We start from the raw sequence: 24,677 nt of genomic DNA, 5'->3' as shown, positions 1-24,677 counted from the left end.
AGTGTGATAAGATATAATTATGTTGAGAAAATCAATACAATATTTGCTATGGTGGCTAATTTTGAGATAACTAAACTAAAAGTTAATCCTAATTTTCAAATCACATTTAAACGTCTTTTGGAATTAACAGAACTTGAACCGGATTTAGACGATGATGATGAGTTATTGAATCCATCAGATTATGCTGTATCGGTATCCATTGAATTATTAACTCAATTGTATCAAGCATTAGGACAGTTGTTTCCCCTTGGGTTTTCAAATTTGGAGAGTCGAGGCGGAATTAATTTAATTTGGACTAATCAAAAATTTGATAAGGAAGTTAGGATAAAAGTTCCTGTATTGCCAACTTTGGCGGGATCATTGTATTATCGAAAAGATAATGAAAGTGAGTTAATTAATAATCCTTCTTTAGACCAAGTTTATCAGTCCCTTTTGTGGCTATCCACTGACAAAGTAATATATTAGTTTATAAGTTTCCGTGAATCAGTTATCTAATGACACAGTTTTGTATCGGGCTATTACGAAAAAAGGGTGGCTGAATCCCGATACTAAAGTTATTGATCTAGAAGCATTTAAATTACAGTTTAAACGCAAAATAGGCGACTATGAAAATGCCTTATCAGCAGCCCTAAATCCAGAAGATTCTTATAATCGGTTATCTCAATGTTTTGGGGTGATTTGTTTCACTGTAGTAGATATCAGAAAATTGGGTTTAGATGCGATTCTAGATAAACCAGATCATGTGAGTATTCATCATCTTCCTCATCCTGAAACGAACGAGAAAGAAGCCATAGATATTGCCGGAAAGTTAGCACGTAAGGCTTGGTTATTGTATGATTGGTTGGATAAGCCTTATAAAAAGCAGCAGCAAAAATAGCATTAATCAGCGTTTGGGTATGATTTTTTTGTGGGAAGGTCATGTTAGAATTTAATAACCAGGGTTATAAAAATGTCTTTCTATGATTGGTAATATTCTCCGTCAACGTTACAGGATTATTAAAAAATTGGGTAAAGGTGGGTTTGGTGAAACCTTCCTCGCAGAAGATTTAGATATTCCCGTGACTCCTAAACCGATTTGTGTGGTTAAGCGGTTACAACCTACAGCTATTGATCCAGATATTATCCGTTTATTTGAACAAGAAGCACAAATATTATATAAACTGGGACAAAATTATGATCAAATTCCTAAATTATACGCTTATTTTGAAGAAGGTGAACAATTCTATTTAATTCAAGAATTTATTGATGGATATGATTTAACTCAAGAAGTAAGTCCTGGTAAAAAGTTAAGTGAAAATGATGTAATTCAACTTTTAAGAGATGTTTTAGAAATATTGGTTTATGTCCATGAAAATAATGTAATTCATCGGGATATTAAACCAGCCAATATTATGCGCCGGAAAGATGGAAAATTAGTATTAATTGATTTTGGTGTTGTGAAACAAATTAATAATACTATTGCGATGAAATCAGGTTCAACTAGTCGTACTATTAGTATTGGTACACAGGGATATATGCCTATAGAACAGGCTATGGGTAAGCCTAAATTGAGTAGTGATATTTATGCTGTGGGGATGACAGCAATTCAGGCATTAATTGATTTATCTCACGGTTTATTAGCAGAAGATGACGATGGTGAATTTCTTTGGATTGATCAAGTTAAAATAAGTGATAAGTTAGAGAATTTTATCAATAAAATGGTGCGTTATGATTGGCGACAACGTTATCGAGATGCAAAGGAAGCTTTGGATCAATTAAATAAAGTTTTTGTAGCTAATCAAATATCATCACTAATACCTAAGTTAGTTCCAGTTAAACTTAATGGTAAATATGGATATGTTTGTGGAGGTAAATTAGTTACTCCCTGTCAATTTGATGATTTTTCTCATTGGTTTTTTGAAGGACTAGCAGCCGTAAAAATGGGAGATAAATGGGGATATATCAATACGAGCGGTTCAATAGTTATTCCCTGTCAGTTTGATAGTAATGGATGGTTTTTTGAAGGATTAGCAAGTGTAAAAATGGGAGATAAATGGGGATATATCAATACGAGTGGTTCAATAGTTATTCCCTGTCAGTTTGATAGTAACGGACGGTTTTTTGAAGGATTAGCAAGTGTAAAAATGGCAGATAAATGGGGATATGTCAATACGAGTGGTTCAGTAGTTATTCCCTGTCAGTTTGACAGTGACGGACGGTTTTCCGAAGGATTAGCAGGTGTAAAAATGGGAGATAAATGGGGATATATCAATACGATGGGTTTAGTAGTTATTCCCTACCAATTTGATGTTGCTTATAGTTTTCGAGAAAGTTTAGCAGAAGTAACAATTAATGGCAAAGAACACCTAATAGATAAAACAGGAAACATTGTTTATTAACTAAATTATGACTAATGATACAATCAAAACAGTTATCTGGGTAAACTCTGCCAAAGAAGAACTTCTAGAATTTCCTGAAGATGTAATTGATGAAATTGGGTATATTCTCTATCGCGTGCAAATCAATCAAAATCATCCTAAAATAAAACCATTAAAAGGATTTAATGGAGTATTTGAAATTCGCAACAATTATCAAACCGATACATACCGCACTATTTATGCTATAAAAATAGATAATGCTGTGTATATTCTCCACGCTTTCAAGAAAAAATCACCTAAAGGTATCAAAACACCTCAACAAACTATTGATTTAATTCACCAGCGATTACAAACAGCAATCCAAATTTCACAAACTAGAGAATGATGAGAGGAAGATTATGTTAGATTATACAATCAGTTCTGGCAACATATTTCAAGATTTAGGATTTGCTAATGCTGAAGAAAAACTAGCCAAAGTCAAATTAGCTTCGGTTATTGCAGATATTTTAGAACAGCAACAAATCACACCTCAACAAGCCGCACAAATTTTAGGCTTAGAACTTGAACAAATAAATAATTTAACTAACGGTATTCTCAAAGAATTTACAATTGAAAATTTATTAAGTTATTTAATTAAATTAGGTCAAAATGTAGAAATAATGGTAACAAATCAACAGCAAGATAAATCTCAACCTAAAATTAATGTTGTCTATCAAAAAATTGCTTAATGCTAGTTTGTATTGTAATACTTATAAACATTCGTCAGCAGTCATTACCTATCGTAGTGATAAAATAAGAATTATTTCTGTTCGTCGTTCTCGTACTGAAGAGGTCAATATTTATGAAAGCTGAAGAATTTGATACTAAGTTTGACAATGGTGAAGATATTACCGAGTTTTTAGACTTATCTCAAGTACATCATCCAGGGTAAGTAGGTGAACACAATAAAACCAAACTGTGTAAAGAAATGTAAAATCGCCCAAACCCTCTTCACTCTTGCCTCTTGCCTCTTGCCTTTTGCCTTGCCATAACGACAATTTTCAACACCAACCTACTTATACAAAAAAAAGAGTTAATATTGATTTTCCTGTTTGGATGATAGAAGCTTTAGAACAGGAAGCAAAACGTTTAGGTGTGACTTCTGATTCTATTATTAAATTGTGGCTTGCTGAACGTCTGGATAAAAAAGTGATTACCAATTAGTTACTCCCTGCCAATCAAGGTGATATTTAATTTTTGAAAAAATCTGATATAATTAGATCAAGCCTTTACTTATAGGTTGAGATAATCATGGAAACAATCACTAAAAAAAAATATATTTATTGGCAAGACGAGGATATGTTTATCGGTTACTTAGAAGAATATCCTGATTATTGGACTCAAGGAAATTCCTTAAAAGAACTCCAGGAGAATTTATTGGACTTGTATCAGGAATTTTCTAGTAATAATATTCCTGCCATTAGAAAAATTGCAGAGTTAGAATTATTGTGAAAAGAAGAGATTTAATTAAAGAATTAGAAGAAATTGGTTGTATTTTTATCAGACATGGTGGTAATCATGATTGGTATCAAAATCCTCTCACAAAAGTTTCACAACCAATTCCTAGACATCGAGAAATTAACGATAACTTAGCTAAACATATTCTAAAAATGTTGCAAAACTCTTAATTTCTCTTGGTTGAGATTAGTAAATTTCCAAGTTGAGGTAATCGAATATGACACAGGAATTAATAGACCTCAGAAATAGTATTGTAGAACAACGTTATACCGATGCTTTAGCTATTGTTGATGAATTAGAGGGGATGAGTAAACAAGCGATTTTACGGAATATTGAATCATTTTTATTGAGATTGATGATTCATTTAATTAAAAATCAAGTGGAACAGCGGTTAACTAATTCTTGGGCTGCATCAATTGAAAGTTCAATTCTAGAAATTAAGAAATTGAATTTGAAAGAAAATAAAAAATCTTACTATCTTAATATTGATGAATGGGTGGAAATATTAGAGGATTCTATAGAATCGGCAATTCGTCCTGCAAGTTTAGAAATAATGAATGGAAAATTGCAAAGACAACAACTTTCCCAAATGTTAAATAAACCACAATTAATATTAACTGCAACTGAGTTAATTAACTTGACTTATAATTATCAAATTAGAGAATTGCCAGATGTTATTGATAATTACTTAAGTAATTTAACTGGTGGTGAAGATTGGAAGTTAGGTAAAAGGTAATCAAATATGACACAAGAATTAATAGACCTCAGAAATAGTATTGTAGAACAACGTTACACCGACGCTTTAGCTATTGTTGATGAATTAGAGGGGATGAGTAAACAAGCGATTTTACGGAATATTCAAGCATTTTTGAGAATTTTGTTAATTCATTTAATTAAAAACCAAATAGAACAACGATTAACTAATTCTTGGGTTGCTTCTATTCGTAATTCATTGATAGAAATTAAAAAAATAAATCTCAAAGAAAATAAAAAATCCTATTATATTAATCAAGATGAATGGGATAGTTGGTTAGAAGATGAAATTGAATTAGCCATAGCTGACGCTAGTTTAGAAGTAATGAATGGAAAATTTAAGCGTCAACAAATTTCTCAAATGTTAAATAAACCACAATTAATATTAACTGCAACTGAATTAATTAACTTCACCTATAATTATAAAATTAGAGAATTACCAGATATCATTGATGATTATTTAGGTAATTTAACTGGTGGTGAAGATTGGAAATTAGGGAAAAGGTAATCAATATGACACAAGAACTAATAGACCTCAGAAATAGTATTCTAGAACAACGTTACACCGATGCTTTGGCTATTGTTGATGAATTAGAGGGGATGAGTAAACAGGCGATTTTACGGAATATTCAAGCATTTTTGAGAATTTTGTTAATTCATTTAGTTAAAAACCAAATAGAAACCCGATTAACTAACTCTTGGGTTGCTTCTATTCGTAATTCATTGATAGAAATTAAAAAAATAAATCTCAAAGAAAATAAAAAATCCTATTATATCAATCAAAGTGAATGGGGTAGTTGGTTAGAAGATGAAATTGAACTAGCAATAGCTGATGCTAGTTTAGAAGTATTGAACGGGATTTATAATGAATTTCAATTAGCGGAAATTGTCAATAGAAATGAGGTAATCTCTATCGCTAGAAAATTTTTGGAATTGACTCATTTATATTCTGTAAAGGAGTTACCAAAAACTATTGCTGAAATGCTAATTCAGTTACCCGGTGGTGAAGATTGGAAATTAGGGAAAAGGTAATTAATATGACTCAAGAATTAATAGACCTCAGAAATAGTATTTTAGAACAACGTTACAGCGACGCTTTGGCTATTATTGATGAATTAGAGGGGATGAGTAAAAAAGCCATATTACGACAAATTAAATCTTTTTTGAAAGTGTTGTTAATTCATCTGATTAAAAATCAAATCGAGAAAAGATTAACAAATTCTTGGGTTGCTTCTATTCGCAATTCATTGATAGAAATTCAAGATATTAATCTCAAAGAAAATAAAAAATCCTATTATATCAACCAAGATGAATGGAATAGTTGGTTAGAAGATGAAATTGAATTAGCCATAGCTGATGCTAGTTTAGAAGTATTTAACGGGACTTATAATGAATTTCAATTAGCAGAAATGGTCAATAGAAACGAGGTAATTTCTATCGCTGGAAAATTTTTGGAATTGACTCATCTATATTCTGTGAAAGAATTACCAAAAACTATTGCTGAACTGTTAATACAGTTACCCGGTGGTGAAGATTGGAAATTAGGGAAAAGGTGAGATATTGATACAAATACATAAATATTTAAACTGAGTAGCCAATGATCACAAGTAATCAATGAACAATGACTAAACCTTAAAATATGCCAGTTAAATTAACTTTATGCCTTTTGTGACTGTAAGAATCAGCTAAGTCAGACTAGAATTAACCGGGCCAGTTAACCTTTGCTGAAATTCCCAACACAGGAGGTTTAATTTTGACGAAGTTGAAAATTGGTATTAATGGATTCGGTCGAATTGGTAGACTTGTGTTACGTGCTGGTCTTACTAATCCCAATATTGAATTTGTAGGAATTAACGATTTAGTTCCCCCCGATAACCTTGCGTATCTTCTCAAGTACGACTCTACACACGGGAGATTGAAAAGCAAAGTTGCAGCTAGAGAAGACGGTATAGTTATTGATGGTCATTTTGTCCCTTGTGTATCTATGCGAAATCCCGCAGAACTACCTTGGGGTAAATTGGGAGTAGATTATGTTGTTGAATCTACAGGACTTTTCACCGACTACGCTGGGGCGGAAAATCACCTGAAAGCAGGTGCAAAGCGGGTTGTCATTTCCGCACCGACAAAAGAACCGGAAAAGGTAAAAACAATGGTCATGGGTGTAAATCATCACTTATTTGACCCCGCCAAAGACTTGATTGTCTCCAATGCTAGTTGTACTACAAATTGTTTAGCGCCCATTGCGAAAGTCATTAATGATAACTTCGGTTTAGCTGAAGGGTTAATGACCACAGTTCACGCCACAACAGCCACTCAGCCCACGGTAGATGGTCCCAGTCGCAAAGATTGGCGCGGTGGACGAGGTGCGGGTCAAAATATAATTCCCTCCGCTACAGGGGCGGCTAAAGCGGTGGCTTTGGTATTACCAGAATTGAAAGGTAAGTTAACTGGTATGGCTTTGAGAGTTCCCACTCCTGATGTCTCGGTGGTTGACTTGACTTTCAAAACCACCAAAGCCACTTCTTACAAAGAAATCTGTGCAGCCATGAAAAAAGCTGCGGAAGGTAATTTATCAGGTGTGTTAGGTTACACCGATGAAGAAGTAGTATCTACAGATTTTCAAGGTGATTCCCACTCCAGCATTTTCGACGCGGGTGCAGGAATTGAACTGAATGCTAATTTCTTCAAAATTGTCTCCTGGTATGACAACGAATGGGGTTACTCCAACCGCGTCATTGATTTAATGTTGTCAATGGCCAAAAAAGAAGGATTGATTTAGGTGACAGGTGACAGGTGACAGGTGACAGGTGACAGGTGACAGGTGACAGTGAGAACCGCAAGAGGTAAGAGCAAGATTAATATTCTTCTCCCCCTGCTCTCTGCTCCCCTGCCTCTTCCAGGGCTTAACGGAGTGTGCTACCTTAACGTTACTCCTTACATACTTATGCGTCGCACTAAAATTGTTTGTACTATAGGACCGGCTACATCTTCACCTGAGAAGTTAGAAGCTTTGGTAAGGGCGGGAATGAATATGGCGCGGTTGAATTTTTCTCATGGCGCTTATGAGGCTCACGCCCAAGTTTTTCATCATCTGCGGCAGATTAGCAAGGATTTACACAAGCCAATTGCAATTATGCAGGATTTATGTGGGCCAAAGATTCGGTTAGGGAAATTACCACCGGAAGGGTTAATGTTAGAGGCTGGTAAGGAGGTGACTTTTCTCTTACAGGAGAAGGGTGAAAGTATTGATGAGTTACCCTTACCTCTACCCACCCTATTCGCTATGATGCGATGTGGTGAACCCATTTTAATTAATGATGGTCGAGTGAAGTTAACTGTTACCAGCCGTGACGCTGATAAAATCCGCGCTCATGTGAATATTGGCGGTTTGATTTCTTCTCACAAAGGTGTAAATTTACCCGCTACTCCTTTACCCGTAAGTTCGATTACGGAAAAGGATTTAATGGATTTGCGATTTGGGATACAATTAGGTGTAGACTGGGTGGCGGTTTCCTTTGTGCGATCGCCCCAAGACCTCGAACCTGCACGCCGCATGATTGAAGGTGCTGGCTCAAAGATTCGCCTGATTGCTAAAATTGAACGGGCAGAAGCTGTGGAACAGCTAGATGCTATCATTGCAGCCGCTGACGGTATTATGATTGCTCGTGGGGATTTAGGGGTCGAAGTACCAATATATAACGTCCCCTTAATTCAAAAAGACATTGCTCGTCGTTGTAATCAAGCTGGTAAACCCGTGATTACAGCTACTCAAATGTTAGAGTCCATGATTAGCGCCCCTGACCCAACCCGCGCTGAAGCCACGGACGTTGCTAACTCGATTTTCGATGGCACAGATGCAGTTATGTTGTCTGGAGAAACGGCAATGGGTGACTATCCGATTGCGGCTGTCCAAATCATGCACAATATCGCCTTACAAACAGAAACAGCACTGCAAGAGGGAAATAGACATTCTTGGATTCCCGAAGCTGGTAGTCTCTCTGTCACAGAATCAGTATCTCAATCGGTTTGTCGCATTGCCTATGAAACTGGTGCAAAAGCGATTCTCTGTAATACTACATCAGGAAGTACAGCCAAACTCGTTTCTAAATATCGTCCCAGCACACCAATTATTGCGCTGACTTCCGACTGTACCGCCTACCGTCAATTAGCTTTATCTTGGGGTGTAGAACCCCTACTAATTCAACCTGTTCACACCGCCGAAGAAATGTTTGTGAATGTGGTAAACACCGTTGTAGATAGTGGTTTAGTTCAGGAAGGAGACAAGGTGGTGATTACCTCTGGTGTCCCAATTGGTCAATCTGGAACAACAAGTTTAATTAAAGTGCATTCTATTGGACAGCCAATTACGGCATGACGCATTTAAAATGGGTAGTTGGTAATGGGTAGGTGATTGGTAATTGGGAAAATTCTTGTTCCCTAACCCCTAACCACTGACCCCTAACCACTGACTACTGACCACTGACTACTGACCACTGACTACTGACCACTGACATTGGAGTATGTTATGCCTAAGAACTTACTAGAAGCACTACGGGCAGTAACCGTTGTGGTAGCGGATACGGGAGATATCCAATCAATTGAACAGTTTAAACCTCAAGATGCTACTACCAATCCTTCACTGATTACTGCCGCGGCACAAATGGCGGAATATCAGGATATTGTTGATCAAACTTTACTCAAAGCTAAAAAAGATGCTGGCACTGCCGCTAGTCAAGCACAGGTGGTATCCCTGGCTTTTGACCGTTTAGCGGTATCTTTTGGATTAAAGATTTTGCAAATTATCCCCGGTCGGGTGTCTACAGAAGTAGATGCTCGGTTATCTTATGATACAGATGCTACTGTAGCTAAAGCACGGGATTTAATCGCTCAGTATAAAGCTGCTGGTATTTCTAAAGAGAGGGTTTTGATTAAAATTGCCTCCACTTGGGAAGGTATCAAAGCTGGGGAAATTTTGGAAAAAGAAGGTATTCACTGTAACTTAACTTTACTATTTGGTCTGCACCAAGCGATCGCCTGTGCGGAAGCTGGTATCACTTTAATTTCTCCTTTCGTTGGTCGGATTCTTGACTGGTACAAGAAAGATACTGGCCGGGATAGCTATCCCGCAGCGGAAGATCCAGGTGTATTGTCTGTAACTAGCATTTATAACTACTATAAAAAGTTTGGTTATAAAACCGAGGTAATGGGCGCTAGTTTCCGCAATATTGGTGAAATTACAGAATTGGCTGGTTGCGATTTGCTGACTATTTCTCCAGGGTTGTTGACAGAATTGCAAAACACTGTTGCTGAATTACCCCGCAAACTTGATCCTGCCAAGGCAGCAGGGTTATCAACTGCCAAAATCTCTGTTGATAAAGCTACTTTTGATCAAATGCACAATGGCGATCGCATGGCTTCTGATAAACTTGCAGAAGGTATTGATGGTTTTACCAAGGCTTTGATTTCTTTGGAAAAACTACTGGCCGAAAGATTGGCTCGTTTAGAAAGTGAAAAGGTAACTGCTTAATAATGGGTAATTGGTAATGGGTAATTGGTAATTGGTAAAATTCTTACTTGTTCTCTATTACCTATTACCTGCTTGATCTACTACAAGGCTGTTAAGAATCTCCTGTTTCAATTAAGTAGGTTGGCGTTGAAAATTGTCGTTATGGCAAGGCAAAAGGCAAGAGGCAAGAGGCAAGAGTGAAGAGTGAAGAGGGTTTGGGCGATTTTACGTTTCTTTACACAGTTTGGTTTTATTGTGTTCACCTACTTAATTCATTTTTTTTAAATCTTGAAAAATAGCCCTTAAACATAATCAAATCACGAATTATAGCTAAATTCCAACTTTTTTAATTCTGGCAATATTAAAATAGTTTAAATCATTAAATATTAGTAAAAATAGGAAAAATTAGTAATTAAGCTCCTGACTACAACCATATCCTCAATATTCTTAACCTTGACTTTATTTAAACCTAGTGTAATAGTATTAATATATTTTTAGTGGGTAGCCTAATTCAAATTCATCAAAGCTGAATTTGAAACGGAGGAACCAAGTATTTGGGGCTAATCTTACGAGAGACACCTTCCAGTCTTAGCCCGTCAGCTAACTCCGTCGGCAATGGAAGGAACTTCCAAAATCTTGGCTGTAATATTCAGTTATGATTGGGGCTTCCTTAAATAAATTTTAGATTTTGGATTTGAGATAAATCTGAAATTTAAAATTGTCATCCCCCGCTTCTCATTGATTAATCGTTTCAAGGGAGAGAAGTTAAAACTGTGAAAATTAAGCCAATGTTAGCACGATTACAAAGTGCTATCGGTCGTGATGACCTAATTGAACAAATGGTATTACTACCAGAAACTCAAAAATCATTTTCTAAAAGAGTTTCTCAGGCAAAATCAGCCAATTTTATCGTGGGATATAATGGTTCACCTGAAAGTCACACAGCCCTAGATATCGCTTGTTGGATTGCTCACCAAACGAGTTTAGCTACTAACTCTCAAATTACAGTTCAAGCCGTTTATGTAGTAGAAGAAAACTTCAATTGCCAGTCTGTTGATATATTCAATGTTGCCAATAATAAAGCTCAATTAGAATCCCAATTCAGCAATACATCAAAGCCAGCCACGTTGCGATTAAATCAACCCAAAGGAACAGCAATTTTACCGCAATTGGAAAGAGAATCTAGGACTTCTATTAAGGAAGCAGACAGAATTATTTGGCAAGCCAAAACTCTAGCCGAAGAATGGCAAGGTTCGTTTAAATCTCATTTGCGATTTGGCAACATTGCTAAAGAACTAAAGAAGGTTGTGCAATTAGAAAGTGCAGATATTCTCTTTTTAGGCTGCCAATCTAGTAATCATCCCATGATTACAACACTCAGTAGAAATTTCCCTTGTGCAGTTTTGGGTATTCCCCATTCTATTGATGAATAATTCTCTGTTTTCAATGACAGTGATGGGAATTTAATTTCAAATTATGAAAAGTCACTTATACTTTAAGTGGCTTTTTCGTCAATTCCTAACTTCTATTGATAAACCGTTCTCTAAATGAGAACATATTGATCAAGTAAGATTTGCATTTTCAAATAAAAATAAACACTACCCTATTGAACCATCATCTCCCCATGCCATGTTAGAACATTTAATGAATGCTAGGGGAATTAAACAATCTGATTTGGTAGGAGTTATTGGTTCTAAAGGTGTGGTTTCTGAGGTTGTGAATAGGAAAAGAGCAATTAGTAAGGCTCAAGCAAAAGCATTAGGAGAATTTTTTAATGTTTCTCCAGGATTGTTTATTTAAATTAAGGCGTGATTATTCTAGTCGTCTTGAGACGACTTTTGCTATTAGACTCAGAATTTATTCTGAGGCGGTTTTAAGCTAAGTAGGTGAACACAATAAAACCAAACTGTGTAAAGAAACGTAAAATCGCCCAAACCCTCTTCACTCTTGCCTCTTGCCTCTTGCCTTTTGCCTTGCCATAACGACAATTTTCAACGCCAACCTACTTATCTTATCCTTAACAATTGCCCCGCGATGTTCTAAAGTCAGCATTTGTAACTCTGGCAAGATTGAAGTTAGCGTCGGTCAATATAGTATTACTTAGTTCAGCACCGCTTAGGTTAGCGTTTCTCAGGTAAGCCTTGCCGCTATTTTTGGATGTAGGCTGTTTAATATATGATTTATTATCATTTATCAACCGCTGTAACCCACATTCCACAGCCTTAACTGTCACAATCTGTTATTACAGAAATTGATTCATAAAAAAGGAGTAAAAAATTACCTTTAGCCAAAAAAATAGATTGTGGATAGGAAAATTTATTTGCCTGCCTACTTACTTCTCAAAAAAATCTTCCGGATTTCACAATAATAGATATGTAGAAAAATCCATAGTGTTGGATATGTTGGATATTTACTGATTTTGAGGTTAATTATTACCTGAAATTTGGTGAATATTAAGCACAATATTTCTCTGCAAATTTGCTATGTCTGATCGAAAAATTTAGTATTTTGATGATAGCTTTTCATGAGTATCTTATCATTATTTAAATCATATAAGTAGGTGAACACAATAAAACCAAACTGTGTAAAGAAATGTAAAATCGCCTAAACCCTCTTCACTCTTGCCTCTTGCCTTTTGCCTTGCCATAACGACAATTTTCAACGCCAACCTACTTATAGGATTACCAGTAAATAAATATGACTAATCACTAATTACCAATTACTAATTACCAAGGAGTATATCTCAATATGACTAATATTAACCCATCTCACACTATGAAACAACTGTTAGCTGGTTATGCTGGAATTATTTTTGGTGGATTTGGGCTACATAAATTCATTCTTGGTTATACTTTAGAAGGTTTTATTATGTTAGCAGTTTCTATAATCGGTGGTTCTTTTACCTATGGATTTACATTAATAGTTATGCAGCTTGTTGGTTTGATTGAAGCTATGATTTACTTAAATAAATCTCATGAAGAATTTGTTAATACCTATTTTGTGAATAAGCAAGGTTGGTTTTAGAAAGTTTGTCATGTCAAATTAAGTAGGTTGGCGTTGAAAATTGTCGTTATGGCAAGGCAAAAGGCAAGAGGCAAGAGGGAAAAGTGAAAAGGGTTTGGGCGATTTTACGTTTCTTTACACAGTTTGGTTTTATTGTGTTCACCTACTTAATATGCAGTTGCTCAAATATAAACAGATGCACTTGTTAGTCTTGCTAATAATGAGTACGGGATATTTTAGTATAGTATCAGACTGGGAAATTAATTATTTCTGTAAAAGCCTAATTTTGATGTTACCAGTACAATTAACTGCTGTAATTTACACAGCTAAAATTAAACTATGATTTTTGTGATTTAGATGATTTAGTCTCACGCAAAGACGCAATCACGCTTCGTGATCTCGTATAGAGTAGATGCAAAGGTAAGATTTTTAAAGGTTCAATTTGGGAATTTCATACCTCAATATGGCTACGCCACGCAGGCTATCAGCAACGCCGGATTTAGATGATTTTGGGGAGTTGGGGAAACTTAATATTGTTCACTTGGTGAAAGTGGCAGATTTCCCTTAACCTCAAAGTAGAGACGCTGGTTATTAAGCGTTAAACTAACAAAAGCGAACCTCAAAACTAGCCATGCAACTGATCCCAAAATCTGAAATACTTAGAGAATCTGTCCCCCCCACAAAAATACTTAACTCAGAGAAAATTATTTTAGATGTTGGGGGGATGAAGTGTGCTGGATGTGTTAATGCGGTAGAAAAACAGCTTATTCAGCATCCAGGAGTTAAAGGCGTTTGTGTTAATCTCGCAACGGAAGTTGCAGTCGTAGAGGCAGAGGTTGGTACTGTAGATGTAGAGGCGTTAGTTCAGGGATTAACGGCTACAGGATTTCCTAGCCAATTACGGACGGGTAAAAGTGCTGGTGATAATCTGCAATCCGCTGTGGAAGCAAGACAACGCCAGGAAATGCAGGGGACAGTTAGACAGTTAGGAATTGCTGGTCTATTACTGCTACTATCGGGGATTGGTCATTTTGGTAATATTGGATCTGTTATTTTTCCCTTTTTAAATGATATCTGGTTTCATTGTGGATTGGCGACGATCGCTATTATTATTCCTGGTAGACCAATTTTAGTGGAAGGTTGGCTAGGTTGGCGACGGGGTGCGCCGAATATGAATACTCTCATTGGTTTGGGAACGTTAACAGCCTATACTGCAAGTTTGGTAGCGTTATTGTTTCCCCAAATGGGTTGGGAATGCTTTTTTGATGAACCTGTGATGATGCTGGGTTTTATTCTTTTGGGGAGGACTTTGGAAAAACAGGCTAGAGGACGTGCTGCTAAAGCGTTTCGCCAATTGTTGGCTTTAGCCCCCCAAACAGCCCGGTTAATTATTAACCCAGAACCGGAAAAATTGATTGCTGGGGCAAATATTATGGAGATTCCGGCAGAACAGGTGCGTGTGGGCGAATGGTTGCAGGTGTTACCGGGGGATAAAATTCCTGTAGATGGTGAGGTGCGTTTTGGACAAACTACCATAGATGAATCCATGCTGACAGGGGAAGTAGTACCTGTGATGAAGCAACCGGGAGATACTGTGACTGGGGGAACTTTAAATCAATCAGGAGCGATCGCTATTCAAGCTACCCGCACTGGTGATGATACAATTTTAGCCCAAATTGTGGCTTTAGTAGAAGCCGCCCAAACTCGCAAAGCCCCAGTCCAAAAATTAGCTGATACGGTGGCTGGATATTTTACTTATGGTGTCTTAACAGCGGCTGGTTTAACCTTCGTATTTTGGTATTTGCTGGGAACTCACCTCTGGCCAGATGTTACCATGTCCGGGGCGATGGCAATGGCTCACAATATGGGACATAATCCCCAACATTTATTACCGCACACTCAATATTCTTCCCTATTAATTAGTTTAAAATTAGCGATCGCTGTGATGGTAGTTGCTTGTCCCTGTGCTTTAGGATTAGCTACCCCGACAGCGATTTTAGTAGGAACAGGAATGGGTGCAGAACGGGGACTATTAATCAAAGGTGGCGACGTTTTAGAAAAAGTCCACAAACTAGACACGGTAGTTTTTGATAAAACCGGAACTCTCACCACAGGTAAACCCACTGTCACTGATTGTCTAGTTATTGCCGAATCAACTTTACCATCATCTCTCATTCAACTAGCCGCAGCCGTAGAAAGTGGTACTTATCACCCCCTAGCTACAGCTATTCAGCAAGAAGCCAAAGCCAGAGAGTTAATCATCCCCCATGCTGTAGACTTCCATACCGAACCAGGTATGGGCGTATCCGCTGTCGTCGAGGGAAAAAAAGTTCTTTTAGGTAACTGGGAATGGTTTAATTACCACCAAATCAATATTAATGAAACAGCAGAAAAACAGAGACAAAGACTAGCCACAGAAGGAAAAACCGTAATTGGTGTAGCTGTAGATGGAACTTTAAGCGGATTAATTGCCGTTAGTGATACCCTCAGACTAGATGCGAAAACCGCAGTAGATAAACTCCGACAAATGGGTTTGCGCGTGATGCTCCTTAGTGGTGATAGATTAGAAGCAGCCAAGGCGATCGCTAAACAACTAGGAATCGCCAACACCGACATCATGGCAGGTATCCCCCCAGCCCAAAAAGCCGCCACCATTCAATCTCTTCAATGTGGGAAGATCAACACATTTGTTGCTATGGTAGGAGATGGCATCAATGACGCGCCAGCCTTATCACAGGCAGATGTCGGTATTGCCCTACATTCTGGAACCGATGTCGCTATGGAAACGGCTGAAATTATCTTAATGAGAAATTCCCTGACCGATGTTGTCAAGGCGATTCAGCTAAGTCGAGCCACTTTTAATACTATCCGTCAGAATTTATTTTGGGCTTTTGCCTATAATACGATAGGTATTCCCCTCGCCGCTGGTATATTATTACCTGCCTACGGTTTCGTTCTAGGACCTGCCAGTGCAGCAGCATTAATGGCTTTTAGCTCCGTCAGTGTTGTTACCAACTCAATTTTATTAAGGAGGTTTGTTCCCTAGCAGCGCAAAGTGAAAGTTAAAAGTCACTCGATTTGGGATTGAGGATTTTTCTGTCCTCAAGGACGGGTCTTGTACCAAATTCTTTTAATCTAAAATCTAAAATTCCCGGTCAACACCAACACAGTGTAGAACCTTTGGCAATTGAGAATGACTGATCAAAGTTTAGGTAATTATCCTATACTTAAAACGGCTCGATTGTTTGATTCTAAACGCAGGGGTAAAGCAAGAGCTTCATAGGTGTCAACTTAAGCTCAAATCCCTACCACATCTAGTTCCTAGTCTCTGACTAGGAATGCAGTTGATGAGGCTCTGCCTCTAATATTATTGAAGGCAGAGCCTTCTAGAATTCATTCCCAGTCTCTGACTGGGAATGAGATGACTTGAGTTCTTTGCGGGATAGAGGTTTTACGTTAGAGACTTCCAAATAAAAAAATGTCCCAAAACTGATGCAGAAATTCTCTCTCTGTGTACTCTGTGCCTCTGTGGTTCGTTTCTTAGGATAATTTATTTCTTGGAAGTCTCTTAAGGGACTTCCAATTAAAAAAATACCCAAAAATTTATTGTGGCGCAGCCATCTTGCCTGCTAATCATCAAGGACGGGCAGGACTTGTGCTGAGCTTGCGATGCCCTGAGCCTGTCGAAGGGTCGAAGTATGCCCATCCCACAAAATTGGGTAATTTATTTTTTGGTGTTCCCTAAGTTGACACCTATGAGCAGTGCTAAACCCCTTGTATCGTAATAAGGAGAGAAAAGAGTAAAAGTTTAAATCTCACCCGTGTTTAGTATACCTATCATGGCAACAGAAGCAGCAAACAATGAAAACCATCTACTGATTATTGAAGATCACCAAGGACGCAAAAAATTTTTTTTGGAAGACCCCGTTTATTCTATTGGTAGAGATCGAGATTGTAATATCCGTCTATTCTCCCAGTTTGTTTCTCGTTATCATGCCACATTAGTAAGATTACCACGCCCCAATAGTCAACGATATTATTATCGAATTGTAGATGGTGATGCCAAAGGAAAACCCAGTTCTAATGGTTTAATAATCAATGGGCAAAAAATTCCCACTCATAACCTCCGCAATAATAGAATCTTGATTTAATTCTCATTCCTCAGTAGATAATAAACAACACGAAATATCAATGAAAATAGCAATTAGTGGTGCAACAGGATTTGTAGGTAGTCGGTTGGTAGAAAGACTACACACGGAAGGTCATAGAATTTTGGTATTAACTCGCAACCCTACCTTTGCTCAAAAGGTTTTTCCCTCCCCAGCATTTCCTAATTTAGAAATTATCGCCTATACTCCTAGTGTATCCGGCACTTGGCAAGATGCTATGGCTGGTTGTGACGGCGTAGTTAATTTAGCAGGAGAACCCATTGCTGAGGGACGTTGGACACCAGAACGCAAGCAGGAAATTCTCAACACTCGCAAACTAGGAACACAAAAAATTGTCGAAGCTATAGCTAAAGCTAATCCTCGCCCCATTGTCCTAGTCAATACTTCGGCTATTGGTTACTACGGAACCAGTGAAACTGCCAGTTTTAATGAAGATAGTGCCTCTGGTAACGACTTTCTCGCTCAAGTCTGTCAAGAATGGGAACAGGAAGCTACCAAGGTAAAAGATACCAATGTGCGGTTAGTAATTTTACGCTTTGGGATTGTTTTGGGTAATGGTGGTGCTTTGGGGAAAATGATTACCCCCTTTAAACTCTTTGCTGGTGGACCCATTGGCAGTGGTCAACAGTGGTTTTCCTGGATTCATTTAGATGATATCGTCGGTTTAATTATCCAAGCTTTAACTAAACCAACAATGGAGGGAGTGTATAATGCCACTGCCCCTCAACCAGTTCGCATGAATGATTTAAGTACAACTATGGGTAACGTCATGAATCGTCCCTCTTGGTTGCCTGTGCCAGGATTCGCCATAGAAGCTATATTAGGAGACGGGGCAAAGGTAGTTTTGGAAGGACAAAAGGTTTTACCCAAACGCACTTTAGAGTCGGGTTTTGAGTATCAATATCCGAATTTGCAATCAGCACTAACGCAGATTCTCACCTAATTCTTAGTTGATAGATAATAGGACTTACGCACGCTCACTAACTTACCATCATATGAATGAAGGAAATTGCGTCGTTTTCGGCTTTGGGAATAACTTATTGAGTAGGGTGCGTCAGATAGAGGAAATCTGTTTTTTACCAAATTATTGGGTCTGACGCACCCTACAAGAGATAAAATCCACATTACATATTTAGAAAACTTTGTCAATGCGTAAGCCCTAGATAAGTAGGTTGGCATTGAAAATTGTCGTTATGGGAAGGCAAGAGGCAATCATGCAAGAGTGAAGAAGCTTTGGGCGATTTTACTTTTCTTTACACACTTTGGTTTTATTGTGTTCACCTACTTAGTTCAAAAATTCACAAATGCTATACAAACGTTTTGGTCGGACAGAATTACAAATGCCCGTTTTCTCCTGCGGGGGAATGCGCTATCAATATAAATGGCAGGATGTCACACCAGAGGAAATTCCTACAGATAATCAAGAGAATTTAGAAGCTGTAATTCGTCGTTCTGTAGAATTGGGAATTAATCATATTGAAACTGCACGGGGTTATGGAACATCAGAAATGCAGTTGGGAAAAATCCTGCCTCAGTTTCCCCGTGAAAAATTAATAGTCCAAACGAAAGTTTCTCCTGTTGCAGATGCTCAAGAATTTCGCAAAACGTTTGAAAAATCTTTGGCTTACCTTCAGTTAGATTATGTTGATTTATTTGGGTTACATGGGATTAATAATGCAGAAATTTGGGATTATAGTATTCGTGAAGGTGGTTGTTTAGAAGTAGCAAGACAGTTACAGTCTGAGGGTAAAATTAAATTTATTGGTTTTTCTACTCATGCTCCCATAGAGATAATTTTGCAAGCAATTAATAGTAATCAATTTGATTATGTAAATTTGCATTGGTACTATATTAATCAATGGAATTGGGCTGCTATTGAAGCTGCAAATAAATTAGATATGGGTGTATTTATTATTAGCCCTTCTAATAAAGGCGGGTTATTATATCAACCTGCCAAAAAATTAGTTGATTTGTGTGCGCCTTTGAGTCCAATGGTGTTTAATGATTTATTTTGTTTGAGTCGTCCTCAAGTGCATACTTTGAGTATAGGTGCAGCAAAACCAACTGATTTTGATGAGCATTTAAAGACTTTGGCATTGTTAGATAATGCGGCAGAAATTTTACCACCAATTATTTCTAGATTGGAATCGGAAGCGGTCAATATTTTAGGAGAAGATTGGGTAAAAACCTGGGAAACTAATCTACCAACTTGGGAAGAAACGCCAGGAGAAGTAAATATGCGGGTGATTTTGTGGCTGTTAAATTTGACTTTGGCTTATGACATGATTGACTATGGGAAAATGCGTTACAATCTCTTAGGACAGGCTAATCATTGGTTTCCTGGTAATCGGGCTGATAAGTTAGGTGAATTAGATTTAAGAGAATGTCTTGTTAATAGTCCCCAATCTGAAAAAATTCCCCAGATGTTAGCTAAAGCCCAGGATATATTAGGAAGTGCGGAGATAAAGCGTTTGTCTCAAGAATAGGGAACAGGGAACAGGTAACAGGTAACAGGTAACAGGTAACAGGTAACAGGGGACGTTGACAGTGGAAGTATAGTAGACTTCCATATTATTCATTAGTCAGTAGTCAGTAGTCAGATGAGTGACTGGTCATTAGCAATTTGCCTACTCTTTAATCTCAAAATAACGTAGTATACTGGGGTTAATCGTATTTAACCGCAAGATGAAATACCTAACCCCAGAACAAGTTTACAAACAATTTGGTTATCACCCTAAGACGACGTGGTGAAAAATGCCAAGCTATCACAGCACGAAGAACTAATGCAGGATTTTATGGCTATCATGCACTGCTTTTCCTCGAAGCTTTACTTTCTTCGGGCTTACAAGAAAAAAATAGCCGAAGAGCAAAATATTCATGAGCCAAATAGTAGCCAATACGAGTCAATGGGAGTATAATAATAAAAGACGTAGCAAACCGAGGCAATGAAACTCAAAGTTAAAAATCAGTTAACCGTTACGAGAATCGCTATTTTAGGGACTGAAAAACTTAATAATTGGAAATCTAACGAACTTGATCTTATTGCTTTGAGTTTGGGTAAACTGCGCTCTGACTTGTGGAACGAGTTCGGGTCGTTGAAAGCCTGGGGCGTTTCTAAATTTGAGATTGACAAACAGCTACGCACGTCGAAAGACAAGTATCAATTACCCGCTAAGTTGTGGGAAGCAACTCTCTATGACGTACTTGATGATATTCATTTAGTTCAGGCTGCTTGTGTCGAAAAGGTGATGAAATATTTGGGTCAATCTTTCCAATCGTTCCAGACTAAAAAAGGAGTTTTACAACTTACCTTAGAAAGCCGTGAATGGTTGGATCATCCAAGACTTTGCACCTTAGTTAGAAAGTTTTGGTATCGAGGTCACACAAAAGTTTGTAACCAAATTATTGTGAAGGCTTATGATACTAAGATGGACGACAAAGGTGTGGTGTGGTTGCGTTTTGGAGGATTAACTCCATGTAAAACTCTCAAGTTACCAACGACTTTACCAACAGAAATAAAGTGTCAGCTAAGGCTAATTAAGCGTAATAGCAGATGGGAAATACACTACACAACTGATATCCAAAAAGCTGGAAAAAAGACCGATGGTAAAATAATTGGATGTGATAGAGGTTACACCGAAGTTTATGCCACATCTTCTAACGATGGTGCTAGATTTTTGGGTAATGATTTTGGTAAAATCCAAATTCAAGAAACCGATTACAGAACAGCGAAACAAGTTAAACGTAATAAAATCAGGTCAGTTTTTAACAAGTCTACGAAGAAAGGAAACAGTGCCAAGGCTGATAGAATTAAACGGAATAATCTTGGTAAAATCAAGTGGAATAATCGGGAAACATCCTTTAAAGGTAGGATTCAAACAATAGTTTTTACAGCTACGCACGACTTGATGACAGATGCGATCAAGGTAGCTTTTGAAGATTTGACGGAAGCACTAAAAGGCAAAAAGCCCATGAGAAAGCGTATGAAGAGAAATGTTTCTTCATGGTGCAAGGGGATAGTTGCGGATGCCCTCAAACAAGTTTCAACCCGTGTAGGTTGCACGGTTGTTAGTGTTAATTGTGCGTATACGTCACAGCTTGACTCCAGATTTAGTACCTTAACAGGTAGTAGAAATGGTGACAAGTTTACCGGACATGATGGGGTCGTGATGCACTCAGATACTAACGCTGCTGATAACGTTCTAACAAGAATGAGTGACGTTGAAATCACTCGTTACATGAAACATTCCGATGTAAAAGTAATCTTGCTAGAACGGACTCAGAAGTTTCGGGACTCTCTGATAGTAGAAACCGAGGCGACAACGGGCATGGATAAGCCCCAGACTCTAGAACCTAAAAGCAAACTTACGAGTAAGGTCAATCAGAGAGCGAACTATAAGCAATTGACGTTGTTTGACCAAGGTTTAACTACGTTATTTGTGTATCCCGTTAACTAATGACTTTTGACCAGTGACAAGATGTTTAACTGGCATCAGAAGAGCTAGGTGTTGCTACATCTAATGTACTATTTACCACAGAATTCATTTGTGACAATTTTAACATATCCTCAGTCCAGCCAGGGTTAGCAAACTGAGGTAATATTTCCTTGCTAAATGCTTCGGCGGCTTTTGATCTATAGCGGTTGGGGTTAAATATCAGCCAGAGTGTGCGCTTCACCACAACTCCTTCGATAGGGGTGCGGTGAAGGACACCCATTTGTAATTCTTTAGCGATCGCTGATGTAGAAACAAAGGCAGCACCTAAGCCTGATTGGACAGAGTTTTTAATAGCTTCTATGGAATTTAGTTCCATCTCAAACTTAAACCGTCTGGTGTCAATATCACAACGGGCTAAAACCTGATCAATGACTTTGCGGATAGTTGATTGGGAGTCAAGAGCAATGAATTGTAGTTTATATAGGTCTTCTTTTTGGATGGTTTCTAATTTGGCAAAGGGATGGGAGGTAGGTAAGATGAGAGCCAATTCATCTTCAGCATAGGGAACAGTTTTTAAAGATTCCCCTAATTCTGTGGGAATTTCTCCGCCAATAATCGCCAGATCAACCTGACCATTAGATACACTCCAAGCGGTGCGTCGGGTTGAATGGACGTGCAATTGCACAGCTACTTCTGGATATTTTTGGCGAAATAAGCCGATCATTTTCGGCAGAAGATAAGTGCCGGTGGTTTGAGATGCGCCTACAATTAATGTACCCCCTTGAAGATTTTGGAGGTCTTCAATCGCGCGGCAGGTTTCCTGACACAAGCTGAGGATTTTGTCTCCGTAGTTGAGGAGTAAATGCCCAGCTTCAGTTAATTGAGCGCGACGACCACCTCGATCAAATAGAGGGACATCCAGTTGCCGTTCCAGGTTTTGAACTTGCAAACTGACAGCGGGTTGGGAGACGTAAAGGCTATCAGCCGCCCGTTTGAAACTCCCTTCTTGGGCGATCGCTTTGAGAATACGTAACTGATCTAAGGTAAAAGGAAGGTCAGACATAAGGCTTAACCCACAAACTGGGGTGCATGAGTAACTTTAAAAATAAATCGAAATGAATAGTTTGGTCACTAAGCATGATTTATGGCATTGTTAACATTTGAAGAACCGTGAATTTTGACTTTGCTTTGCGGTACTAGCTGATTTGAATTTTGAATTGAGTTGTATATATGATGCCCAATCATTGGTTTACCTCCAGTCATTTTGTCATACTAGGGTTACAATTAGTTTTTGCGATCGCTCACAGCGGAGGGGCAGCTTTACGTCCTTGGGCAGAAAAATACCTTGGACCAAGACTTTATCGCATTATCTTTGCATTAATTAGCCTCCCTTTGGCTGTGATCTTAATTGTTTACTTTTTTAATCACCGTTATGATGGACAGCAACTTTGGCAGCTACAGGACATAACAGGTGTAAAAACATTAGTCTGGGTACTATCAGCTATATCCTTTTTATTTTTATATCCTGCTACCTTCAATCTACTAGAAATTGCTGCCATTCAAAAGCCCCAAGTTCATCTTTATGAAACAGGAATTATCCGTATTACCCGTCATCCGCAAATGGTGGGACAAGTTATTTGGTGTGTAGCCCATACCCTGTGGCTAGGTACTAGTTTTACCCTTGTCACCTCCATTGGGTTGATACTACATCATCTATTTGGAGTATGGCATGGCGATCGCCGTTTAAGTCAACGTTATGGAGAAGCCTTTGAAGTTGTCAAACAGCGAACTTCCATTATCCCCTTTCAAGCGATTATTGATGGTCGTCAATCCTTGCACTGGCAGGAATTTCTCCGCCCTGCTTATTTAGGGGTTGCCATTTTCACAGGTCTATTATGGTGGTCTCACTCCTTGTTATTAGTGGCAACAAGTAGGATAATATGGTAGTTTAGTGTGATCCCCAAGATCAACAAAACATATAAATTTAACGAAACTTTGTCCTGATCACTTGCTACCAAAACAATGTACGATAAACTCAAACATATATCATTAAACTTTTTCCCAATGGGATCAGAAAAAGAATTTATCCACCAGGTTTCAGTGAACCTTATACTCGTAAACAAACAATAGCCATCCACCAGACTGGAAACAGGCATTAAGTAGCAATGTAGAGACTGCAATAACCCGCACTGTCACCATTGTCAAATTTTTCCCAAGCAGTAGTCATCAATAGTAATCAGGATTTGAAATGTAGAACAGCCAGCGCGGTATACACGGTGGCTTTTTTGTCAGCAGGAACCATCAAAATCCTTAATAGCAGGAGTCAGGAGTCAGGAATCACCGATTTAGGAGTAAAACCCTGTTGTCGGCTGAATTTAATCAATAGCTACGGTGCGTTGACACGAACAATTGATATCCTCCGCCTTGTCTGTTGCTAGAAAATTTAAAATTCAAGTTGGTAATTTATACCGATTTGCTCCTGCTGACAATCAACTTTTGATATAAAAACCTTATAATCACAAGAGGCATCATGGTGTTGTCGGTTAATGAACGGACATTTACTCAAGAAGTTTTAGAATCCCCTGTACCCGTTTTGGTGAATTTTGAAGCTCCCTGGTGTGGGCTTTGCCGCATCATTCACCCACTGTTATCACAATTTCAGACTCAGTGTGGTGATGAACTTAAATTGGTGGGGGTTAACGCTGATCAAAATTTCAAGCTATCAAATACTTATAGACTGAAATCATTACCAACCTTACTGTTGATAGAAAAAGGTATAGTTAGACAAAGACTAGAAGGTTTTCGGAGTAAAGACGATTTACGTCTAGCCTTAGAAGCAATTAGACTCACATATACAAGTCAAGAAAAAATAGATACAGCAGAAGTCAGAAGTCAGGAGTCAGGAGTTAGGAGGTAGGAGAGCAGGGGAGTAGGGGAGTAGGGGAGTAGGGAAGTA

25 protein-coding genes, 2 pseudogenes and 1 riboswitch are annotated in these 24,677 nt (G+C 38.1%); of the genes and pseudogenes, 25 read left to right on the top strand and 2 right to left on the bottom strand.

Annotation, left to right across the window (positions count from 1 at the left end; genetic code table 11):
• Nucleotides 1-48: 48 nt before the first annotated feature.
• The 17 genes and pseudogenes from FJR37_RS08275 to FJR37_RS08185 all read left to right on the top strand — a co-directional run.
• Nucleotides 49-465, top strand: a complete 417-nt coding sequence (locus tag FJR37_RS08275) for a hypothetical protein (protein ID WP_039199444.1) — start codon at nt 49-51, stop codon at nt 463-465.
• A 13-nt stretch (nt 466-478) separates the two neighbouring features.
• A complete protein-coding gene (locus FJR37_RS08270; protein ID WP_039199442.1) occupies nt 479-877 on the top strand; it encodes a hypothetical protein in 399 nt (132 codons plus the stop codon).
• A gap of 82 nt (nt 878-959) precedes the next feature.
• Nucleotides 960-2,378 carry a WG repeat-containing protein gene (locus tag FJR37_RS08265; RefSeq protein WP_168465756.1) on the top strand — a complete coding sequence of 473 codons (1,419 nt, stop codon included), beginning with the start codon at nt 960-962 and terminating at the stop codon, nt 2,376-2,378.
• Nucleotides 2,379-2,385: 7 nt separating this feature from the next.
• Nucleotides 2,386-2,742 carry a type II toxin-antitoxin system RelE/ParE family toxin gene (locus FJR37_RS08260; RefSeq protein ID WP_168465755.1) on the top strand — a complete coding sequence of 119 codons (357 nt, stop codon included), beginning with the start codon at nt 2,386-2,388 and terminating at the stop codon, nt 2,740-2,742.
• A 13-nt stretch (nt 2,743-2,755) separates the two neighbouring features.
• Nucleotides 2,756-3,085, top strand: a complete 330-nt coding sequence (locus FJR37_RS08255) for a helix-turn-helix domain-containing protein (RefSeq protein ID WP_168465754.1) — start codon at nt 2,756-2,758, stop codon at nt 3,083-3,085.
• Nucleotides 3,086-3,353: 268 nt separating this feature from the next.
• On the top strand, nt 3,354-3,560 hold the full coding sequence (gene brnA, locus FJR37_RS08240) for a type II toxin-antitoxin system BrnA family antitoxin (protein WP_254434539.1): 207 nt from the start codon (nt 3,354-3,356) through the stop codon (nt 3,558-3,560).
• An 87-nt stretch (nt 3,561-3,647) separates the two neighbouring features.
• The gene (locus tag FJR37_RS08235) at nt 3,648-3,848 is read left to right on the top strand and encodes a hypothetical protein (protein ID WP_039199438.1); all 201 of its coding nucleotides are present in this window, start codon (nt 3,648-3,650) and stop codon (nt 3,846-3,848) included.
• Nucleotides 3,845-4,024: a type II toxin-antitoxin system HicA family toxin gene (locus FJR37_RS08230; RefSeq protein ID WP_039199437.1), complete on the top strand. Its 180-nt coding sequence runs from the start codon at nt 3,845-3,847 to the stop codon at nt 4,022-4,024. The genes FJR37_RS08235 and FJR37_RS08230 overlap by 4 nt, the downstream gene beginning before the upstream one ends.
• Before the next feature lie 47 nt (nt 4,025-4,071).
• Nucleotides 4,072-4,590: a DUF29 family protein gene (locus tag FJR37_RS08225; RefSeq protein ID WP_039199435.1), complete on the top strand. Its 519-nt coding sequence runs from the start codon at nt 4,072-4,074 to the stop codon at nt 4,588-4,590.
• A 6-nt stretch (nt 4,591-4,596) separates the two neighbouring features.
• Nucleotides 4,597-5,115 (top strand): DUF29 family protein, encoded by a 519-nt coding sequence (locus FJR37_RS08220; RefSeq protein ID WP_168465753.1) that lies wholly within the window; start codon nt 4,597-4,599, stop codon nt 5,113-5,115.
• Nucleotides 5,116-5,120: 5 nt separating this feature from the next.
• Nucleotides 5,121-5,639, top strand: a complete 519-nt coding sequence (locus FJR37_RS08215; protein WP_039199433.1) for a DUF29 family protein — start codon at nt 5,121-5,123, stop codon at nt 5,637-5,639.
• A gap of 5 nt (nt 5,640-5,644) precedes the next feature.
• The gene (locus FJR37_RS08210) at nt 5,645-6,163 is read left to right on the top strand and encodes a DUF29 family protein (RefSeq protein ID WP_039199431.1); all 519 of its coding nucleotides are present in this window, start codon (nt 5,645-5,647) and stop codon (nt 6,161-6,163) included.
• 197 nt (nt 6,164-6,360) lie between these two features.
• On the top strand, nt 6,361-7,386 hold the full coding sequence (gene gap, locus FJR37_RS08205) for a type I glyceraldehyde-3-phosphate dehydrogenase (RefSeq protein ID WP_039199429.1): 1,026 nt from the start codon (nt 6,361-6,363) through the stop codon (nt 7,384-7,386).
• A 165-nt stretch (nt 7,387-7,551) separates the two neighbouring features.
• Complete coding sequence (gene pyk, locus FJR37_RS08200; protein WP_168465752.1) at nt 7,552-8,982, top strand: pyruvate kinase; 1,431 nt, start codon at nt 7,552-7,554, stop codon at nt 8,980-8,982.
• Between the two features lie 150 nt (nt 8,983-9,132).
• Nucleotides 9,133-10,134 carry a transaldolase gene (locus tag FJR37_RS08195; RefSeq protein WP_168465751.1) on the top strand — a complete coding sequence of 334 codons (1,002 nt, stop codon included), beginning with the start codon at nt 9,133-9,135 and terminating at the stop codon, nt 10,132-10,134.
• A gap of 493 nt (nt 10,135-10,627) precedes the next feature.
• A riboswitch (cyclic di-AMP (ydaO/yuaA leader) is annotated at nt 10,628-10,740 on the top strand.
• A 161-nt stretch (nt 10,741-10,901) separates the two neighbouring features.
• Nucleotides 10,902-11,546: a universal stress protein gene (locus tag FJR37_RS08190; protein ID WP_168465763.1), complete on the top strand. Its 645-nt coding sequence runs from the start codon at nt 10,902-10,904 to the stop codon at nt 11,544-11,546.
• 166 nt (nt 11,547-11,712) lie between these two features.
• Nucleotides 11,713-11,913, top strand: a pseudogene (locus tag FJR37_RS08185) (type II toxin-antitoxin system HigA family antitoxin); the annotation flags it as partial.
• 217 nt (nt 11,914-12,130) lie between these two features.
• Here FJR37_RS08185 and FJR37_RS27665 read toward each other — a convergent pair.
• A complete protein-coding gene (locus tag FJR37_RS27665) occupies nt 12,131-12,331 on the bottom strand; it encodes a pentapeptide repeat-containing protein (RefSeq protein ID WP_371316535.1) in 201 nt (66 codons plus the stop codon).
• Nucleotides 12,332-12,861: 530 nt separating this feature from the next.
• Here FJR37_RS27665 and FJR37_RS08175 point away from each other — a divergent pair.
• The 6 genes and pseudogenes from FJR37_RS08175 to FJR37_RS08145 all read left to right on the top strand — a co-directional run bounded on the left by FJR37_RS08175 (nt 12,862) and on the right by FJR37_RS08145 (nt 21,742).
• Nucleotides 12,862-13,137, top strand: coding sequence for a TM2 domain-containing protein (locus tag FJR37_RS08175; RefSeq protein ID WP_027403977.1), 276 nt, complete (start codon nt 12,862-12,864; stop codon nt 13,135-13,137).
• Nucleotides 13,138-13,747: 610 nt separating this feature from the next.
• Nucleotides 13,748-16,162, top strand: coding sequence for a cation-translocating P-type ATPase (locus FJR37_RS08170; RefSeq protein ID WP_168465750.1), 2,415 nt, complete (start codon nt 13,748-13,750; stop codon nt 16,160-16,162).
• A gap of 793 nt (nt 16,163-16,955) precedes the next feature.
• Nucleotides 16,956-17,249, top strand: a pseudogene (locus FJR37_RS08165) (FHA domain-containing protein); the annotation flags it as partial.
• Between the two features lie 58 nt (nt 17,250-17,307).
• Entirely contained in the window at nt 17,308-18,228 is a 921-nt protein-coding gene (locus FJR37_RS08160) for a TIGR01777 family oxidoreductase (RefSeq protein ID WP_053539725.1), read from the top strand.
• 361 nt (nt 18,229-18,589) lie between these two features.
• Nucleotides 18,590-19,771, top strand: a complete 1,182-nt coding sequence (locus FJR37_RS08155) for an aldo/keto reductase (protein WP_053539726.1) — start codon at nt 18,590-18,592, stop codon at nt 19,769-19,771.
• Nucleotides 19,772-20,230: 459 nt separating this feature from the next.
• Nucleotides 20,231-21,742 (top strand): addiction module component, encoded by a 1,512-nt coding sequence (locus FJR37_RS08145; RefSeq protein ID WP_168465749.1) that lies wholly within the window; start codon nt 20,231-20,233, stop codon nt 21,740-21,742.
• 25 nt (nt 21,743-21,767) lie between these two features.
• Here the strand turns inward: FJR37_RS08145 and FJR37_RS08140 are convergent, their stop codons facing one another.
• On the bottom strand, nt 21,768-22,784 hold the full coding sequence (locus FJR37_RS08140) for a LysR family transcriptional regulator (protein WP_168465748.1): 1,017 nt from the start codon (nt 22,782-22,784) through the stop codon (nt 21,768-21,770).
• Nucleotides 22,785-22,951: 167 nt separating this feature from the next.
• Here FJR37_RS08140 and FJR37_RS08135 point away from each other — a divergent pair, with 167 nt between their 5' ends.
• Complete coding sequence (locus FJR37_RS08135; RefSeq protein ID WP_174763403.1) at nt 22,952-23,668, top strand: NnrU family protein; 717 nt, start codon at nt 22,952-22,954, stop codon at nt 23,666-23,668.
• Between the two features lie 583 nt (nt 23,669-24,251).
• The gene (locus FJR37_RS08130; RefSeq protein ID WP_027403983.1) at nt 24,252-24,638 is read left to right on the top strand and encodes a co-chaperone YbbN; all 387 of its coding nucleotides are present in this window, start codon (nt 24,252-24,254) and stop codon (nt 24,636-24,638) included.
• Nucleotides 24,639-24,677 lie beyond the last annotated feature (39 nt).

This window comes from Aphanizomenon sp. UHCC 0183 (assembly GCF_009712065.1).
In the GTDB taxonomy this organism is placed as follows: Bacteria; Cyanobacteriota; Cyanobacteriia; order Cyanobacteriales; family Nostocaceae; genus Dolichospermum; species Dolichospermum heterosporum.
Note: the sequence above shows the minus strand (reverse complement) of the source record. Positions and strands in the feature narration are given on the sequence as shown.